Genomic DNA, 16,329 nt, shown 5'->3' with positions numbered 1-16,329 from the left:
TCCCGCCGATGCCCGCGTCCGACCCGTTGCCGTTCGACCCCATCGAGCGGGCCGCCGGGATCTGGTCGACCAAGGTCGGCGACGCCACCACCATGGCCGCGACCACGAGCGTCTTCCGCGTGCAGCAGATCCTCCAGCAGGCCGTCGACGCCGCGCTGCGCCCGCACGAGCTGACCTTCGCCCGCTACGAGGCGCTCGTGCTCCTCACCTTCTCCCGGCACGGCGCGCTGCCGATGAACCTCATGGGCCAGCGCCTGCAGCTGCACCCGACGTCGATCACGAACATCGTCGACCGCCTCGAGGGCGCCGCGCTGGTCCGCCGCACCCCGCACCCGACCGACAAGCGCACGACCCTCGTGGAGATCACCGACGCCGGCCGCCGGCGCTGCGAGGAGGCGACCGCAGCGGTGACGACCGTCGACTTCGGACTGGTCGGGCTCGCCCCCGAGGAGGCCCGGACCCTGTTCGGGCTCCTCGCGCGGGTCCGGCACGCCGCGGGCGACTTCGCCTGAGGTCCGTCCCGACGGCGGGTCCCCGGGTTGGCGGTGGCACGTCCGCCGTTGCGTCCGCCTTGTCGTGGGCTCCCACCCCCACCCGCCCGCCTGTCGTGGACTCCCACCCCCACCGCGCTGCCTTGTCGCGGCGATCCACCACGACAGGGCAGCCGCCCGCGCTCAACTCGCCACGACAGGACGCCCGGCCGACCTTGTCGTGGGCTCCCACCCCACCGCGCCGCCTTGTCGCGGCGACTCACCACGACAGGGCGGCCGCCCACGATCAACTCGCCGCGACAAGTGCCCCGGAGCGGGGCCGGAGCGTGCCGTCGACGAGGTCGACGACCGTGTCCATCCGGTCCAGCCCCTCCGGGCGGTGGGCGAGGAGCAGGACGGTGCGGTCGCCGTCGAGCAGGTCGCCCATCAGCGCCCGCGCGGTCTCGGCGTCGAGGCCCTCGGTCGGCTCGTCGAGAATCCAGACGCCCGCATCGGCGAGCACCAGCCGGGCCGCCGCGAGCCGGCGCCGCTCGCCGCCCGAGATGCTGCCGGGGCCGATCACGGTGTCGAGCCCCTCCCCCAGCGAGGCCACCCAGCCGTCGAGGTGCACCCGGCGCAGGGCGGCGTGCAGGCGGTCGTCGTCGGCGTCGGGCGCGGCGAGCAGCAGGTTCGCCCGCAGGGAGGCGGTGAAGACGTGGTCGTGGTCGCCGAGCAGCCCGATCCGGCGACGCACCTCGTCCCCGGGCAGGTCGCGGACGTCGCTGCCGTCGATCGTCACGGTCCCCGACGCCGGGTCGAGGAACTTCAGCAGGACCGCCGCCAGCGTCGACTTCCCCGACCCCGACGCCCCGGTCACCGCGACCCGCGCGCCGGGCGGCAGGTCGAGGTCGACGCCGCGCAGGGCCCGGGTGGCGCCCCAGCCCGCGGTGAGGTCGCGGACCCGGATCGACGATGGCGACCTGCGCGCACCCAGTGGGAGCAGCGCGCCATCGTCGCCGCCCGTTCCGGGAGCGGGTCGAGCCGGCTCCGTCGCCGGCGGCGGCACCGTCGCGAGCGCGTCGGTCCGCGCCCGCGCCTGGCGGCCCCGGACGAGGGCGCGGGCCGCGGCGGGCAGGGCGAGCACCGTCCCGGCGAGCGCGGTCGGCAGCAGCACGACGATGCCGACGAGCTCCGGCGACGCGTCGAGGGACACCGCGGCGAGCGCGGCCCCGACGGTCGTGACGCCGAGCGCCAGATGGGCGGCCCCGTCGAGCACACCCTCGTGCACGGCCGCCCGTCGACGGGCCCGGTCCAGGGCCGCGGCGCGGGCCCGAGGGACGGCGAGCACGTCGTCGCGGTCGCGGACGGCGAGCTCCTCCCGGGCGGCGAAGGTCTCGACGACCGCGGCCTGGAGCCGGTCGCCGGCCCGGTCGAGCGCCGGCCCGTCGTGGCGCGCGGCGAGCGCGGCGAGCAGCGGGACCAGCACGCCGGCCACACCGAGCCCCACGACCAGCGCGGGCAGTGTCGCCGGCACGGCGAACCACGCGACGAGGAGGACGACCGGCAGCACCACGGCCACGACCAGCACCGGCTGCCGGCCGCGGACGAGCCCGTCGAGCCGCACGTCGACGTCGCCGACCGCCCGGGCCAGCAGGTCGCCCCGGCGGCCCGCCACCGCGCCGGGCACCCGGTCGACGAGCACGGCGACGAGCGCCCGCCGCCAGCCCGCGACGCGGGACAGCGCGTCGTCGTGGGTGACGAGGCGCTCGAGGTAGCGCAGGAGCGGCCGCAGCACGGCCGTGCCCCGCACGATCACGACCGCGATCGACAGCGTCAGCACCGGCGGCCGCGCGTCGGCCCGCACGATGAGCCACGTCGACGCGGCGGTGAGCACGAGGCCGGCGAGCACCGACCCCGCACCCAGGACGACCCCACCCGTCGTCGGGAAACGGCGACGAGAACCCCCGCCCGCCGCGTGAGGGGACCCCTCGAGCGCTCTTGTGGCCCCAGGGTTCCCCTCGCGCGGATCGGCGGGCGCCACCGGTCGTGCCACCGTGACCACGCGGTCCGCCGCCGCGAGGGCCGCCGGCCGGTGCGCGACCAGCAGGACCGCGGCGCCGCGGGAGGCCGCCGCGCGCAACAGCGCGAGCACCCGGATCTCGGTGGCGGCGTCGAGATGAGCGGTCGGCTCGTCGAGCAGCACCGTCTGCCGGGGCTGCGCCTCCAGCGCCACGAGCACCCGGGCGAGAGCGAGCCGCTCGCGCTGCCCGGCCGAGACCGACCCGCCCTCCTCCGCCAGGGACGCGTCCACCCCGAACGGCAGGTCCAGCGCCGCGAGGACCGACGGGTCGGTCGTCCCGATCGCCTCCCCGACCGTCCGCGCGTGCGGCAGCGTCGGACGCTGCGGCAGGTACTGGACGGACCCGCCGACCTCGACGGTGCCCTCGTCGGCGCGGATCGCGCCCGCCAGCACGCGGAGCAGCGTCGTCTTGCCCGCACCGGACTCCCCCGCCAGCGCCACCATCTCGCCCGGCGCCACCGCGAGCGCGTCCAGCGCCAGGGCGTCGGCCCGCCGCTGCGGATAGCGGACGCGGACCGCGGTGGCGCGCACGCCCGGTGCGCACGTCCCGTCGCCCGCAGTACGGGTCGTGCTCACGAGGCCGGAGGCCACCTGGGAGGCCCGCGCCACGTCGTGGAACCGCGCCCCGACCTCGCGGATCGGCCGGTACGCCTCGGGCGCCAGCAGGATCGCGACGAGGGCCGGGGCGAGGCCGAGCGAGCCGTCGACCACCCGCAACCCCGCCGACACCGCGACGAGGCCGACCGACACCGTCGCCACGAGGTCCAGCGCGGTCGTCGACAGGAACGCCACGCGCAGCACGGACGCGCTCGCCCGCCGGTGCGCCTCGCCGGTCCGCGCGACCTCGTCCACCTGGCGACGCGCCCGCCCGAACAGGCGCAGCGTCGCAAGCCCGGCGACGACGTCGAGCACGTGGCCCGACAGGCGCTCCCCGGCCGCCCACTGCGCGGCGGCCCGCTTCTCGGTGGCCCACCCGATGAGCGCGGCGAACACCGGCAGCAACGGCAGCGTGACCAGCACGATCAGCGCCGAGGTGCGGTCGGCGAGGAACAGCCCGACGAGCACCAGCGGCGGCAGCACCGCGGCGAGCACCAGCGCGGGCAGGTAGGAGGTGAACCAGGCGCGGAGGTCGTCGATGCCCCCGGCCGCGAGTTCCCGACGACGGGTCGCGCCCGGGTCGCGGCGCTCGGCGTCCGGGTCGCGGGCGTCGAGCAGCCGTTCGCGCTGCGGCTCGACCACCCGGGTCGCCGAGCCGGCCGCGACGCGCGGGGCGAGCGCGGCCACCAGCGCCCGGACGACGACCGCGCCGGCCAGCCACGCGATCTCCGTGGTCGGCCGCTCGCCGCCGACCAACGAGGCCACGAGCAGCCCCGCCGCGACGAGCGGCGCCGCGTCCGCCACGGCCCCGACCACCCCGAGCGCGACCTGCGCCGCCACCCCGGGCAGCGCCGGCCGCGCCAGGCGCAGCAGCCGGGGGTCGACCGGCCCGCGGCCCGCCATCACGCCACCCGCTCGCTGGCCACCCGGCGCCGGAACACCCAGTACGAGAACGCCTGGTAGGCCACGACCCCGGGCAGGATCAGCACCGCGCCGACCGTGATCACCGTCAGCGCGTAGGGCGAGGCGGCCGCGCCGGAGATGGTCAGCGACGACGCCGGGTCGAGCGTCGAGGGCAGCACCACCGGCACGTGCGCGGTGAACGCCGCGACCACGGCGCCCACCACCCCCAGGGTCGCCGCCGCGAACGCCGCGCCCTCGTGCCCGGCCCCCGCGGCGACGGCCGCGACGCCCGCGAGCAGGGCGACGACCACGGCGAACAGCAGGGTCGTCCCGCCCGCCGCCACGCCCACGCCCGCCGCGACCACCCCGGCGACCGCCGCCGACGCGACGGCCGCCCGCCGGGCCCGCAGCCGCACCGGCCCGGTCGTCCGCAGGCCCAGGAAGGTCGCGCCCTGCACGAGCGCGGCGAGGACGCCGAGCACCGCGCCCGCGAGGGCCGGCCACGACAGGAGCGGGCCGAGTGTGCGCTCCACGCCGGTCCCGACGACGGCGCCGGCCGGGTCGAGCGCGAGGCCCGTCGTCGCGACGGCGACGACGGCGCCGAACAGACCCGCCGCCAGGAAGGAGGAGACGGCGAGCGTGACCTCGCAGCGGCGGCGCCAGGCCGGGGTGTCGACCTTGCCGCGGAACTCGATCGCCACGCCGCGCGCCGCGAGGGCGAGCAGCACCAGCACCAGCGGCAGGTAGAGCCCCGAGAGCAGCGCGGCGTACCAGTCGGGGAACGCCGCGAAGGTCACGCCGATCGCCGCGACCAGCCAGACCTCGTTGCCGTCCCAGACGGGCCCGACCGTGCGGATCGCGGCACCGCGCTCGTGGTCGTCGCGCCCGAGGACCGGGGCGAGCATGCCGACGCCGAAGTCGAAGCCCTCGAGGGCGAAGAACAGCACCCAGCAGAGGATCGCGAGGGCGAACCAGAGGATCTCCATCAGTAGCTCATCTCCAGCACGGGCTCGGGGGTCTCCTGCCGCTCCGGCGCCGGGTGCAGCGGGGCCGGCTCCCGGCGTGAGACGTGCAGCACCAGGCGGACCCAGACCACGGCCAGGACGCCGTAGACCAGGGCGAACCCGGCCAGCGACGCGACGAGCTCGACGGGGGTCAGGGTGGGCGAGACGCCGTCGCGGGTCTGGAACAGCCCGAACACGAGCCAGGGCTGGCGGGCCGTCTCGGTGAACAGCCAGCCGAAGGTCGCGGCGGCGGTGGGCAGCACGGGCAGCACCCACAGGAAACGCAGCAGCCAGCGGTCGGCGAACCAGGCGGGCGCGAAGTCGCGGCCCCGACGCGTGCGCCAGAGGACGTAGGCGGCGACGCCGGTGGCGACGACCCCGAGCCCGATCATGAGACGGAAGGTCCAGTAGGCGACCGGGATCCAGGGCGTGTAGTCCCCGGGGCCGAACTGCAGCTCGTACTGGCGCTGCAGGTCGTCGATGCCCTGCACGGTGGCGGTGGGGTCGCCGGTCGCGAGGAAGCTCAGCAGCCACGGGACGTCGAGCGACCAGGGCTGCTCCATGCCGGGCAGCTGGATCGCGAACAGGCTGAACGGGGCGTGCGAGGTGGTCTCGTACAGGGCCTCGGCCGCCGCCATCTTCATCGGCTGGACCTCGGTCATGACCTTGCCCAGCACGTCCCCGGTGAGGCTGACCGCTGCGCCGCCGACCAGCGTGGTCCAGGCGCCGACGCGGGCGAGGACGCGCCAGGTCCCGCGGACGGTCCCGTCCTCGGCGTCGGCGGGGCGGGCCCAGCGCCGCCACATCCCGATCGCGAGGAGCAGCCCGCCGCCGGCCATGAAGGCGCCCGCGATGGTGTGCGGGAACGAGGCGACGACGACGGGGTTGGTGAGCAGGGCGCCGAAGCTCCCGAGCACGGCGCGGCCGGTCTCCGGGTCGATCGTCGCGCCGACCGGGTGCTGCATGAAGGCGTTGGCCGCGAGGATGACGTACGCCGAGATCAGCGTGCCGACCGCGACCACCCAGATCGTCGCCAGGTGCAGCCCCGGCCGCAGCCGGTCCCGGCCGAACCACCAGAGGCCCAGGAACGTGGCCTCGAGGAAGAACGCGAGCATGCCCTCGATGGCGAGGGTGGGACCGAAGACGTCGCCGTAGTACTGCGCGAACGCCGACCAGGAGAGCCCGAACTGGAACTCCTGCACGAGCCCGGTCACCACCCCCACGGCGAACGTGGCCATCAGCAACTTCCCGGCGAGCATGGTGGCCCGCGAGTACCGCTCGTCCCCGGTGCGCCACCACGCCGTCTGCAGGCCCGCCGTCAGCGCCGAGAGCGAGATCGACAGCGGGACGAACAGGTAGTGGTAGACGGTGACGACGGCGAACTGCAGGCGTGAGAGCTCCAGTGCGGTCACGACCCGACCTCCTGTCGACTACGACGCTTCGTAGTACCTACGACCGACGGTAGTACGACATCCCTCGTTGACACACCGTGTCGCTGGGTACACTCCTCCGCGTGGCCCTCGGAGAGCTCGAACGCGCGGTCATGGCCCAGCTGTGGTCGGCCGAGGAGCCGCTCACGGTCCGGGACGTCCACGACCGGCTGGAGCGCGAGCTCGCGTACACCACGGTGATGACCGTCCTCGGCCGGCTGGCGAAGAAAGGCCTGGTCAGGCAGGAACGGGACGGCAAGGCCTACCGCTACGCCGCCGCCTCGAGCCGCGAGCAGATGGCGGCCGAGCTGATGCTCGACGCGCTCGGCGACGTCGGCGAGGACCGCACGGCCGCGCTGGTGGCCTTCGTCGACCGGGTCGGCCCGGCGGAGGTCGAGGCGCTGCGCCGCGCCCTCGACACGCCGGCGCAGGGGACCCCGCGCCCGGCGGACCGATCACCCGAGTCGTGAGACCTGCCACGCAGGCGCCACACTGACGTGCCATGGCGTCGGTGTGGCTGACGGGGCTCGCCCTCGTGCTCGCCGGGCCCGTGCCCGCCCTCCTGGCCCGGGCGCGGTGGACCCGGTCCGTGCCGCGCGCCGCGATCGTGCTCTGGCAGTCGGTGGCGATCGCCGCCGTGCTCGCGGCGGTGGGCAGCGCCCTCGCCGCCCCCGAGGCCCTGCTGCGGGCGTTCTTCCACCCCGAGGAGCGGACCGGGCTCGCCCTGGCGGTCGCGGTCGGCGTGGCGGCCGTGCTCGCCGGGCTGATCGTCGCCCGCCTGGTGGTGGTGCTCGTCCTGCTCGCCGTGCGCACCCGGGTCCGGCGGGCCCGTCACCGGGACATGATCGACCTGCTCGCGCGGGCCGAGGAGGTCGACGCGGGCGGGTCGCTGCGCGCGGGCACGGTGCTGCGGGTGCTCGACGGGGCCGTCCCGTTCGCCTACTGCGTACCGGGCCGGGTCGGGAGCGAGGGCCGCGTCGTGGTCACCGGGGCGGCGCTGCAGACGCTCTGCCCGAAGGAGCTGCGGGCGGTCATCGCCCACGAGCAGGCCCACCTCGCCGCCCGGCACGACCTCGTCCGTGAGGGCTTCACCGCCCTGCACCGGGCCTTCCCGGTGATCGTGCGCAGCCGCGAGGCGCGCGACGCCGTGGCGCTCCTGCTGGAGATGCTCGCCGACGACGCGGGGCGCCGCCGGGTCGGCGACGACGCGATGGCCGGCGCCCTGGACGCCTTCGCCTCCAGCGACCGCGCCGGGTACGGCCCCGACGTCGTGGAGCGCCTGGAGCGCATCCGCTCCTGCGTGCACGGCGGCCGCGCCCTCGCCGTCGGCACCTACCTCGCCGCGGTGGCCCTCGTGGTGGTCCCGACGATCACCATCGTCATCCCGTGGCTGACCGACGCGCTCCCCACCGTCGGCGTGCGCTGACCCCCTCACGGCCACTCCCGCATCGCGCCCCGCCGGCCGCGGTGCGCCCCGCGGTGCCGGTGCCGGCGCCGGCGCCGGTGCCACCGACGCCACCGCCCCGCGTAGTCCGCCCCCTGCAGCAGGGCCATGACGGTGACCAGCCACCAGCACGCCATCGCCGCCCCCTTCCGACTCGAGGCGGACCATAGACTCACCCCCCGTCAACCTCCGCCGCCGAACGCAGTCGGTCGGCCGCCGCGAAGGGGTCGAGGTCACCGGCCGCGACGCGCGCGGCGAGGGTGTCGAGCGCGGCGGAGCCCGCGACGGCCCGCAGCTGCGCCCGCAGGTCGGCCAGGGCGATCGCCTCGATCTCGGCCCGGGCCCGCCGCCGACGCCCCTCGTCGCCGCGGCCGTGCTCGTCCATCCAGGCCCGGTGCGCGTCGACCGCGGCGAGCAGGTCGTCGATGCCGCGGCCCGCGGCGGCGACGGTCCGGACGACGGGCGCCCGCCACTGCGGCCCGGTGCCCCGGCGACCCATCGCCATCGCGTTCTCGATCTCGCGGACGGTCGTGTCGGCGCCCTCCCGGTCGGCCTTGTTCACGCAGAACACGTCGGCGATCTCGAGGATCCCGGCCTTGGTGGCCTGGATGCCGTCGCCCATGCCCGGCGCGAGGAGCACCACCGTGGTGTCCGCGAGCGCGACGACCTCGACCTCGGACTGCCCCACGCCCACCGTCTCGACCAGCACCACGTCGCAGCCCGCCGCGTCGAGCACGCGCAATGCCTGCGGGGCCGCCGCGGAGAGCCCGCCCAGGTGCCCGCGGGTGGCCATCGATCGGATGAACACGCCGGGGTCCGTGGCGTGCTCGCTCATCCGCACCCGGTCGCCGAGCAGCGCCCCGCCGGAGAACGGCGAGGAGGGGTCGACGGCGAGCACCCCCACCCGTCGTCCGGACCGGCGGAGCTCGCTCACCAGCGCGGACGTCGTCGTCGACTTGCCCACCCCCGGCGAGCCGGTCAGGCCCACCACCAGCGCGTGTCCGGCGTGCGGAGCGAGCGCGGCGGCGAGCTCGCGCACCGCGGGGCCGCCGTCCTCCACCATCGAGACGAGCTGGGCGACGGCGCGCGGCGAGCCCTCGCGGGCGCGGGAGACGAGGTCGGCGAGGTCGGGCACGGCGCCGATCGTGGCAGGACCGGGCCGTCCGGACAGGGTCACCCGCCCGAGGTCGGGGTGTCGGCCGTCACCTGCTTGGTGTTGCGATTCAGACGCTTACTGTCCCGAGCATGACTGCACAGCTCGATGCAGCGGTCGGCATCGTGGCCGTGGACCACGTCGGCATCGCCGTCCCGGACCTCGACGAGGCCATCGCCTGGTACGCCCGCACGCTCGGCCTCGAGGCCACGCACACGGAGACCAACGAGGAACAGGGTGTCCGCGAGGCGATGCTGCACGCGCCCGACGACCCGTCCGGGACCGCGATCCAGCTGCTCGCGCCGTTGGACGAGCGCTCGACGATCGCCAAGTTCATCGACCGCAACGGCCCCGGCCTGCAGCAGGTGGCCTACCGCGTGCGCGACGTCGAGGACACGGCCGCGAAGCTGCGCGAGAAGGGGGTCCGGCTGCTCTACGACCAGGCCCGCCGCGGCACCGCCGACTCCCGCGTGAACTTCGTCCACCCCAAGGACGCCGGGGGCGTGCTCGTCGAGCTGGTCCAGCCGGCCGCCGGACACTGACCCACATCACCTTTCTCGCTTAGCTACTCGTCGGTAGCCTCACCGCACCCGACCACCCCGGAGGCAAGACCAGTGCAGGAAATCCGCGACGCCATCCTCGCCGACGATCTGGCCGGCATCGGCTCGATGACCGTCCCCGAGTCCTACCGGGGCATCACGGTGCACGCCGACGAGGCGGACATGTTCGCCGGGATGCCCGCCCAGGAGAAGGATCCCCGCAAGTCGCTGCACCTCGACGACGTCCCGACCCCCGAGGTCGCGCCCGGTGAGGCCCTGGTCGCCGTCATGGCCAGCGCCATCAACTACAACACCGTGTGGACCTCGATCTTCGAGCCGGTGTCCACCTTCGGCTTCCTCAAGCGCTACGGCCGGATCTCCGACCTCGCCAAGCGCCACGACCTGCCGTACCACGTCGTCGGCTCCGACCTCGCCGGCGTCGTGCTGAAGGTCGGCGCGGGCGTGCAGATGTGGAAGCCGGGCGACAAGGTCGTCGCGCACTGCCTCTCGGTGGAGCTCGAGAGCCCCGCCGGCCACGACGACACGATGATGGACCCCGAGCAGCGCATCTGGGGCTTCGAGACCAACTTCGGCGGGCTCGCCGACATGGCCCTGGTCAAGACCAACCAGCTGATGCCGAAGCCGGACCACCTCACCTGGGAGGAGGCCGCCTCCCCGGGCCTGGTCAACTCCACCGCCTACCGGCAGCTGGTCAGCCCGCACGGCGCGAACATGACCCAGGGCGACGTCGTCCTGATCTGGGGCGCCTCGGGCGGCCTCGGTTCCTACGCCACCCAGTTCGCGCTCAACGGCGGGGCGACCCCGGTCTGCGTGGTCTCGTCGCCGGAGAAGGCCGAGCTCTGCCGGAAGATGGGCGCGGAGCTGATCATCGACCGGTCCGCCGAGGGCTACAAGTTCTGGTCCGACCCCGAGACCCAGGACCCCCGCGAGTGGAAGCGGTTCGGCGCGAAGATCCGTGAGCTGACCGGCGGCGACGACCCCGACATCGTGTTCGAGCACCCGGGCCGCGAGACCTTCGGCGCCTCGGTCTACGTCGCCAAGCGCGGCGGCACGATCGTCACCTGCGCCTCGACCTCGGGCTTCATGCACCAGTACGACAACCGCTACCTCTGGATGAACCTCAAGCGGATCATCGGGTCGCACTTCGCGAACTACAAGGAGGCCTACCTGGCGAACCGCCTGGTGGCCCAGGGCAAGATCCACCCGACGGTCTCGAAGAGCTACGCGCTCGAGGACACCGGCGAGGCGGCCAACGACGTCCACCACAACTCCCACCAGGGCAAGGTCGGCGTGCTCTGCCTCGCCCCCGAGGAGGGCCTGGGCGTCACGAACCCGGAGCTGCGCGAGCAGCACCTGGAGGGCATCAACCGCTTCCGCGGTCAGTAGTCCGCACGGTCCGAGCGGGCCGTCCGTCACGGTGGATCGTGACGGACGGCCCGTTCGTGCGTTTCCGGGGACCCTTTCCCGACGACGGGTCGGTGCGGGTGACGGGACTCACCCGACCGTGTGACCGGTACCGATCCGGGCCGGAGCGGCGTGTCCGTCACCCGACCGTGGCCGTGTCGCACACAGCCCTAGTAACCTGGGCAGATGCCGTCGGGAGACCGTGATCTGCTGCCTCTGGGCACCGGCTTCGACGTCGTACGTCGGGGGTACGACCGGGGCCAGGTGGAGGAACACCTCGACCGGGTCGAGGCCGACCTGCGCATCCTCACCGCCGATCGCGACGCCGCGGTGGCGCAGGCCTCGGAGCTCGCCCGGGCGCTCGACCGCACGCGGGCCCACGTCGAGGAGCTCCGCGCGCAGATCGACCGGCTGGCCGCTCCGCCGGACTCGATGGAGGGCCTGTCCGAGCGGCTGCAGCGCATGCTCCGCCTGGCCCAGGACGAGGCCCGCGAGATGCGCTCGTCGGCCGAGCAGGCCGCGCGGCGCACGCGGGAGGACGCCGAGGAGCGCGCCCGCCGGACGATCGCCGAGGCCGAGGACCAGGCCACCCGGACGATCACCGACGCCGACGACTACGCGCGGAACACGACCGACGAGGCCCGTCGCCAGGCGCAGGAGACGCACGAGGCCGCCGAGGCCGCCGCCGCCGAGACCCGCACGCGCTACGACGCCGGGCTCGCGGACAACGAGCGTCGCCGCGTCGAGATGGAGGACGAGCACCGCGGGCTGATGGACTCCGCCCGCGCCGAGGCCGCCCGCATCCGCACCGAGGCCGAGAACGAGCGCCGCCGGCTCGACGAGGAGTCCCGGGCCCGCCGCGCGCAGGTCGAGGAGGACTTCGAGATCGCGATGGCCTCGCGGCGCACCGAGTCGATGCGGGTGCTCGCCCGCAGCGAGGCGGACGCCCGCTCGCGCGCCGAGAAGCAGCTCCGCGACGCCTCCGAGGAGGCCCGCCGCCGGCTGCGGGACGCCGACAGCGAGGTCGCCGAGGTCCGCCGGCTCCGCGCCCGGGTGACGAACCAGCTCGCCACGCTCCGTGAGTCGCTCGACGACCTGCCGAGCCTCGACGCGTTCCCCGACGAGACGCCGGACGACGCGACCGCCCCGGTGCCCACCCCGACCGTCGCCGCCGACCACCACACGCCGCGCCGGGACTACGAGACCACGTCGACGTAGGGCGCACCTCGGCCTCTCCGTGGCAGGGAAGCGTCGTTGCCGGCATCCAGTGGCAGGGACGCCGCATCGTCGGCGACGGTCGACGACGGTCGACGACGGTCGACGACGGTCGATGAAGCCCGACCCGATGTCCGGTCCGTCCGCTTCGGGCGACGGTGTCGGTGCCACCTGGAAGGATCACGGGTGTGGACGTCGCGCTCGAGATCGGCCTGGTGCTGCTGTTCGTGCTCGTCGGGGGGTTCTTCGCCGCCGCCGAGATCGCGCTGGTGTCGCTGCGCTCCGGCCAGGTCGCGGCGCTGGGCGAGAGCGGGGCGCGCGGGCGCGCGGTGGCCCGGCTGCGGGGCGACTCCAACCGCTTCCTGTCCGCGGTCCAGATCGGTGTCACCTTCACCGGGTTCTTCGCCTCCAGCTACGGCGGCGCGACGCTCGCCGGCCGGCTCGAGCCCGGCCTGACCGGCCTCGGCCTGCCCGTGGCCCTCGCCGCGACCCTCGCCCTGGTGCTGGTCACGGCGTTCGTCTCCTACCTGTCCCTGGTCGCGGGCGAGCTGGTGCCCAAGCGCCTGGCCCTGCAGAACCCGGAGTCCGTGTCCCTGACGACGGCTCCGGTCCTCGACCGCCTCGCGTCGCTGACGCGTCCGCTGATCTGGCTGCTCTCGGTGTCGACCAACGGCGTCGTCCGGCTGCTCGGGGTCGACCCGCGCCAGGCCGACGACGAGGTCAGCGAGGACGAGCTGCGCGACATGGTGCGCACCACCAGCACGCTCACCGACGACGAACGGCGCCTGCTCAGCGACGCCTTCGCCGCGACCGACCGCGTGGTGAGCGAGGTGATGATCCCCCGCACCGAGGTCAGCTTTCTCGACGGCGGGCTCACCGTCGACGAGGCCGTCCGCCAGGTCGCCGACCAGCCGCACTCGCGCTACCCGGTCGTCGGCGACTCCGTGGACGACATCGTCGGCTTCGTGCACATCCGGGACCTCCTGACGGCGAGCCGCGGGGCCGACGAGCTCCCCCGTCGCCTGCGCGACGTCGCCCGGGACCTCGTGGTGGTGCCGGGGACCCGGCCGGTGCTGGACACCCTGTCGCTCATGCGGCGGGGCGGGAACCACCTCGCGCTGGTCATCGACGAGTACGGCGGGACCGACGGCATCGTCACGGTCGAGGACCTCGTCGAGGAGATCGTCGGCGAGATCCGCGACGAGTACGACCCGAAGGCCGTGCCGACCCGCGAGAGCGAGGACGGGACCTACGAGGTGGACGGCCTGCTGCACCGCAGCGACGTCGCCGAGCAGACCGGCATCGAGCTGCCGGAGGGCCAGTTCGACACCCTCGGCGGGTACGTCCTGCAGCAGCTGGGACGCAGCCCCGCGACGGGCGACACCGTCGAGGACCTGGACCACCGCTTCACGGTGTCCGCGGTCGACGGCCACCGGGTGGCCCGGGTCCGCGTCAGCCCGCTCGCCCGCCCGCGATCTGCGGAGGACTGACCGGCCCGCGCACCCGCGGCCACACCCCGGTGGCCCACAGCGCCCAGAGGACCAGCAGCGGCTGGAAGAACAGGCGCGTGAGCCGGGCCCGGTCGTCGTCGAGCCCGAAGGCCGGCACCCCGTCGAGGTACTGCCACAGGTTGCCCGGGAAGATCGCGACGAAGAACAGCGCGACGGCGACCCCCACCACCCGCCGTCGGGAACGCAGCAGGAGCAGCGCGAGGCCGAGGGCGATCTCGACGACACCGGAGACCAGCACCACGAGGTCCGCGTCGACCGGGAACCACGACGGCACCTGGCCGCGGAACTCGGTCCGCAGCGGGCCGAGGTGGGTGACCCCGGCCGCCGTCAGGAAGAGGCCCAGCAGCACCCGGCCGACGAGGCGCGCCCGGGGTTCAGCCACGGTTCCAGCATGCCGTGTGCCAGTGGCGGCGTTCCTCGCCGCCCCCGAGGTCGTCGGTCGGCCACGCGACGACGTGCGCCGTGCCCGGGAAGATCTCCTGGTTGCACCCGGGGCAGCGGTAGATCTTCGTGGCGCCGGACCCGGCGATGCGGCGGACGGCCCACCGCCGCCCGCCGCGCTCGACGTTGCTCAGGGCGCCACCGAACAGCGGGCGGGGTTCCCCGTCCGCTGCGCGTCGGTTGCGTCGTGCCATGAGGTGGCTGCGCCCCGTGAGTACTTCTGACGGTGATCACCGTCAGAAGTACTCACAGGTGCTCACCGGTAGTCCCGGAACCCGTGCCCGGTCTTGCGGCCGAGCCGACCCGCCGTCACGAGGTGCTCCAGCAGGGGCGCCGGCGCGAACCCCGGCACGCGGAACTCCTGGTAGAGCGAGCGCTCGATCGCGAGCGAGACGTCCAGGCCCACGACGTCGAGCAGCGCGAACGGCCCCATCGGCAGACCACAGCCGTTCTTCATGGCCGAGTCGATGTCGTCGACGGTCGCGTAGTGCGCCTCGAGCATCGCCACCGAGTCGTTGAGGTACGGGAAGAGCAGCGCGTTGACGATGAAGCCCGCGCGGTCCCCGCAGAGCACCGGCGCCTTCTTGATCCTCGCGCAGAGGTCCCGCACGGTCGCCGTCACGTCCGGCGCGGTGGTGATCGGCGAGACGATCTCCACCAGCTTCATCACGGCGGCCGGGTTGAAGAAGTGCATGCCGATGACGTCGTCGGGGCGCGAGGTCGCGGCGGCGCACTCGACGACCGGCAGCGACGACGTGGTCGTCGCGAGGATCGTCCCGGGCTTGCAGACCTCGTCGAGCGCGGAGAACGCCGCCTGCTTGACCTCGAGGTCCTCGGCGATCGCCTCGACGACGATGTCGCACTCGGCGAGCCCGGAGAAGTCGACCGTGGTGGTGATGCGCCCGAGGGTCTCGTCGCGCGCCTCCTCGGTCATCTTGCCCTTGACGACGGCCTTCTCCAGCGACTTGCGCACCGCGGCCACGGCGCCCTCGCCCTTGGACTCCGAGCGCCCGCGCACGACGACGTCGTAGCCGGCCTTGGCGAAGACCTCGGCGATGCCGGTGGCCATCGTGCCCGTGCCGACCACGCCGACCCGCGAGATCGGGCGCAGCGTCGCGTCGTCGGCCCCGGGGGGCGGCGGGGTCAGCGCGTCGGGGACGACGGTGCCCGACCCCGGCTCGGCGTAGGTGTAGAAGCCGCGCCCGGTCTTCCGGCCGAGCAGGCCCGCCGTGATCATCTGCTTGAGGATCGGGGCCGGCGCGTGGCGCTGGTTGCGCGACTGCCGGTACATCTCCTCGAGGATCTCGTAGGCGGTGTCGAGACCGATGAGGTCCATCAGGGCCAGCGGCCCCATCGGGTAGCCGCAGCCGAACTTCATGGCCGCGTCGAGGTCCTCGCGGCCCGCGTAGTGCGACTCGAACATGCCCACGGCCTGGTTGAGGTACGTGAACAGCAGCTGGTTCGCGATGAAGCCGGCCCGGTCGCCGCAGACCACGGGCGACTTGCCCAGGCGCTCGGCGAGCGCGCGGACGTCGTCGACGACGTCGGGCTCGGTGACGACCGTGCGCACCAGCTCCACCAGCGGCTGCACCGGCGCCGGGTTGAAGAAGTGCATCCCGACGACCTTGCTCGGGCGCTGGGTGCGCACCGACAGCTCGGTGATCGAGAGCGACGAGGTGTTCGACGCGAAGATCGTGTCCGGCGCGCAGACCTTGTCGAGCGCCGCGAAGACGTCGCTCTTGAGCTCGAGCCGCTCGGGCACGGCCTCCACGACGAGCGCGACGTCGGCGAGGTCCGCCATGTCGGTCGTCACCCGCACCCGCTCCAGCAGGGCGGTCCGGTCCTCCTCGGCGAGCTTCCCGCGGGAGACGGCACGCGCGGTGGAGGACTCGACGTTGTCCCTGCCGTGCGCGGCGGCGGCCTCGCTCACCTCGACGGCGACCACCTCGATGCCCGCCCGCGCGAACACCTCGACGATGCCCGCACCCATCGTGCCGAGACCGACCACACCCACCCGGGCGAACTCGCGCGCCACTACTCGTCCCTTCGTCGGCGACAGTGCTGATTGCGGCGATCGTGGCACGTCAGCGGCGCGGGCCCCACCCTCCGACCCGGCA

15 protein-coding genes are annotated in these 16,329 nt (G+C 74.5%); 7 read left to right on the top strand and 8 right to left on the bottom strand.

The genetic code is table 11. The features are described from left to right. Window positions 1-8: 8 nt before the first annotated feature. A complete protein-coding gene (locus LN037_RS19185) occupies window positions 9-512 on the top strand; it encodes a MarR family winged helix-turn-helix transcriptional regulator (RefSeq protein ID WP_230755554.1) in 504 nt (167 codons plus the stop codon). A 265-nt stretch (window positions 513-777) separates the two neighbouring features. On the opposite strand, the gene cydC is transcribed toward LN037_RS19185, so the two are convergent. The 3 genes from cydC to LN037_RS19170 are packed head-to-tail and all read right to left on the bottom strand — an operon-like array spanning window position 778 to window position 6,466. Then, window positions 778-4,050 carry a thiol reductant ABC exporter subunit CydC gene (gene cydC / locus LN037_RS19180; RefSeq protein WP_230755552.1) on the bottom strand — a complete coding sequence of 1,091 codons (3,273 nt, stop codon included), beginning with the start codon at window positions 4,048-4,050 and terminating at the stop codon, window positions 778-780. After that, a complete protein-coding gene (gene cydB, locus LN037_RS19175) occupies window positions 4,050-5,036 on the bottom strand; it encodes a cytochrome d ubiquinol oxidase subunit II (protein ID WP_230755550.1) in 987 nt (328 codons plus the stop codon). The genes cydC and cydB overlap by 1 nt, the downstream gene beginning before the upstream one ends. After that, window positions 5,036-6,466 (bottom strand): cytochrome ubiquinol oxidase subunit I, encoded by a 1,431-nt coding sequence (locus tag LN037_RS19170; RefSeq protein WP_230755548.1) that lies wholly within the window; start codon window positions 6,464-6,466, stop codon window positions 5,036-5,038. Before LN037_RS19170 ends, cydB begins: the two co-directional genes overlap by 1 nt. 101 nt (window positions 6,467-6,567) lie before the next feature. Between LN037_RS19170 and LN037_RS19165 the strand changes: the two genes are divergently transcribed. Further along, a complete protein-coding gene (locus LN037_RS19165; protein WP_308286161.1) occupies window positions 6,568-6,954 on the top strand; it encodes a BlaI/MecI/CopY family transcriptional regulator in 387 nt (128 codons plus the stop codon). Window positions 6,955-6,986: 32 nt separating this feature from the next. Then, on the top strand, window positions 6,987-7,910 hold the full coding sequence (locus LN037_RS19160) for a M56 family metallopeptidase (protein ID WP_230755546.1): 924 nt from the start codon (window positions 6,987-6,989) through the stop codon (window positions 7,908-7,910). Window positions 7,911-7,915: 5 nt separating this feature from the next. Here the strand turns inward: LN037_RS19160 and LN037_RS19155 are convergent, their stop codons facing one another. Both LN037_RS19155 and meaB read right to left on the bottom strand, forming a co-directional pair. Next, a complete protein-coding gene (locus LN037_RS19155) occupies window positions 7,916-8,065 on the bottom strand; it encodes a hypothetical protein (RefSeq protein ID WP_230755543.1) in 150 nt (49 codons plus the stop codon). Window positions 8,066-8,100: 35 nt separating this feature from the next. Further along, entirely contained in the window at window positions 8,101-9,063 is a 963-nt protein-coding gene (gene meaB / locus LN037_RS19150) for a methylmalonyl Co-A mutase-associated GTPase MeaB (RefSeq protein ID WP_230755542.1), read from the bottom strand. A 110-nt stretch (window positions 9,064-9,173) separates the two neighbouring features. Here meaB and mce point away from each other — a divergent pair, with 110 nt between their 5' ends. The 4 genes from mce (at window position 9,174) to LN037_RS19130 (ending at window position 13,750) form a co-directional block, all read left to right on the top strand. Next, window positions 9,174-9,623 (top strand): methylmalonyl-CoA epimerase, encoded by a 450-nt coding sequence (mce, locus tag LN037_RS19145; protein ID WP_230755540.1) that lies wholly within the window; start codon window positions 9,174-9,176, stop codon window positions 9,621-9,623. A 126-nt stretch (window positions 9,624-9,749) separates the two neighbouring features. Further along, window positions 9,750-11,027, top strand: coding sequence for a crotonyl-CoA carboxylase/reductase (ccrA, locus tag LN037_RS19140; protein WP_230755668.1), 1,278 nt, complete (start codon window positions 9,750-9,752; stop codon window positions 11,025-11,027). A 204-nt stretch (window positions 11,028-11,231) separates the two neighbouring features. After that, entirely contained in the window at window positions 11,232-12,263 is a 1,032-nt protein-coding gene (locus tag LN037_RS19135) for a DivIVA domain-containing protein (RefSeq protein ID WP_230755538.1), read from the top strand. Between the two features lie 185 nt (window positions 12,264-12,448). Further along, complete coding sequence (locus LN037_RS19130) at window positions 12,449-13,750, top strand: hemolysin family protein (RefSeq protein WP_230755536.1); 1,302 nt, start codon at window positions 12,449-12,451, stop codon at window positions 13,748-13,750. Here LN037_RS19130 and LN037_RS19125 read toward each other — a convergent pair. The 3 genes from LN037_RS19125 to LN037_RS19115 form a co-directional block, all read right to left on the bottom strand. Further along, window positions 13,713-14,153 (bottom strand): DoxX family protein, encoded by a 441-nt coding sequence (locus tag LN037_RS19125; RefSeq protein WP_230755533.1) that lies wholly within the window; start codon window positions 14,151-14,153, stop codon window positions 13,713-13,715. The two genes, LN037_RS19130 and LN037_RS19125, sit on opposite strands and share 38 nt — an antisense overlap. Next, window positions 14,146-14,406 carry an Rv1322 family protein gene (locus tag LN037_RS19120; protein WP_230755531.1) on the bottom strand — a complete coding sequence of 87 codons (261 nt, stop codon included), beginning with the start codon at window positions 14,404-14,406 and terminating at the stop codon, window positions 14,146-14,148. Before LN037_RS19120 ends, LN037_RS19125 begins: the two co-directional genes overlap by 8 nt. A gap of 62 nt (window positions 14,407-14,468) precedes the next feature. Next, complete coding sequence (locus LN037_RS19115; protein WP_230755529.1) at window positions 14,469-16,247, bottom strand: 3-hydroxyacyl-CoA dehydrogenase family protein; 1,779 nt, start codon at window positions 16,245-16,247, stop codon at window positions 14,469-14,471. Window positions 16,248-16,329: the final 82 nt, after the last annotated feature.

It is taken from the genome of Actinomycetospora soli, assembly GCF_021026295.1.
GTDB lineage: Bacteria > Actinomycetota > Actinomycetes > Mycobacteriales > Pseudonocardiaceae > Actinomycetospora > Actinomycetospora soli.
This window is presented reverse-complemented; position numbering and strand designations above follow the sequence as displayed.